Source organism: Myxococcus vastator, assembly GCF_010894475.1.
Lineage (GTDB): Bacteria > Myxococcota > Myxococcia > Myxococcales > Myxococcaceae > Myxococcus > Myxococcus vastator.
Genome location: NZ_JAAIYB010000809.1, coordinates 1 through 1,662 on the forward strand (window position 1 = coordinate 1; position 1,662 = coordinate 1,662).

The following is a 1,662-nucleotide window of genomic DNA, read 5'->3' on the forward strand; positions in this document are numbered from 1 at the left end:
GCTCTTCGTTGATGGCCACCTTGCGTACCAGCATGGCCTCTCCTCCTGTACCCCACCACTCTGCTTCGCACGGAGCTGTCAGGTAGGCGCCTGGCGAGCCGCTCGCTCAAATGCGGGGATCGCTCAGGGAGCGCCCTCCGTCGCTTGCCAGAGCGCCTCGAAGGTCGCGGGATATCGCTCTAGAACGCAGCCATCCTGGGTCGACTGCGCCTGAAGTATAAAGTAAGCAGTCACGGCAGACGTTACCAGTTGACACTGTCGAAGGTCAGATTGTCGATATTGATACCTGGATTCTTCTCTCCAGACTCAAGCAGAAACTGGCGCAACGCCAGAGAGGCCTTCTCCAACTCCTTTCGACAAGCATCCTTGTTGTCATCCGTCAGTTCGTGTCCCGTTTTCGCACCGTTGGCCACGAGCTTTGCTTTGATATCATTGAGCTTCGTACCCAGCCGCTTGCTATAGTTGCTGTGGTTCTGCTTGCCGTTCGGCGGCACGTGGGTCGGCAGCTTGAGAATGCGCGCGACGGCGAACTGCTTGGGAAGGATGATCACGTTCGGCATCTCGTTGATGTTCCAGCGCGACTTCACGAGGAGGCGCTGTTCCCGCTCAGCAGAGAAGACTTGCACGATTTCGCCGCAGGCAATGACGTGATGCGTGTTGTGCCAATAGGGGACCTTGTCCGTGGAAAAGTTCCCATCCTTTTCCACGTCCCAACCGCCCATGTCCGGGCTTGCAGGCGTGCTGTTATGCATGGGCGTCATGACGAAGCTGCCATCCGGATTCTTCAGGGGGACTTTCCGTCCCTTGGCGGTCGTCGTCTTCGCTTTCTGCATGCTGGGCAGCAACCGGTCCACCCACACCTGAACCCAACGCTCCGGGCTCCGCATATTGGGGACATTATAGATACCCCGCTCGCTGTCCTTGGAGTAGTCGTGGGCATTTTTGCGGTAGTTGCAGCGAGGATATCTCGTGCCGTCATACTCCTCATGACGCCATAGACAGCCCGTTGCCTTGGGGCTGGTCTCATGCTCGTTCTCAACCCAGTCGACCAGATGTTCGTTGTCACTGCTCATGGTGGCCTCAGAGATGGAAAGCGGAAAGATGGGGGAGGGACATCAACGACCCGAGAGCTGGTCAGGACGTGCGGCGGCGCGTACCTGCCGACGAAGTTCCGCCAACTCTCGGGTCCCCGTGCGATGGATGTGAGCTGTTTCGGGATGTTCGTGCAGTCGTCTGACCAGACCGGCCACCCATCGCGTGGGCTCCGCTGCGGACATGGCCCCATGAGACAGCGCCTCCTTACAAGCGGCGTCGTTTCCCAGGAAGTAGTGCGCCAGCATCCAATAGTGCAGGAGCAACGGCTGCTCCGAGAGTAGGGGTTTCTCGGCCTCCCATTCTTCCCAACCAGGCGCCTGAGCGAGTTCCTCGGAAAGGGCTACGCTCGGACTTCCCCAAAGGACGTTGATGAGCCGTAAGCGTTCAGGTGGGATGAGCGGTTGAAGAAGGAGCAGGCCAGCAGCCGACGGTAGGCTCGTCGCTCGCTGACGCGGCGTGGGGCATGGGACACGGCGTGTCGTGGCCGAGGTCGACCCCAAGGATGCGCGCATCGCGGAGCTCGAGCGTCAAGTCGAGGAGCTGACTCGACTGGTGCAGGAGCTGCGG

The 1,662-nt window shown here is 59.8% G+C and carries 1 protein-coding gene; it reads right to left on the bottom strand.

The features are described from left to right. Window positions 1-242: 242 nt before the first annotated feature. Window positions 243-1,073, bottom strand: coding sequence for an AHH domain-containing protein (locus G4D87_RS37500; RefSeq protein ID WP_163787551.1), 831 nt, complete (start codon window positions 1,071-1,073; stop codon window positions 243-245). Between the last annotated feature and the right edge of the window lie 589 nt (window positions 1,074-1,662).

Excerpts from the sequence above, each read along its gene's own strand:
- G4D87_RS37500 (WP_163787551.1), bottom strand. The coding sequence starts at position 1,073 with ATGAGCAGTGACAACGAACATCTGGTCGACTGGGTTGAGAACGAGCAT.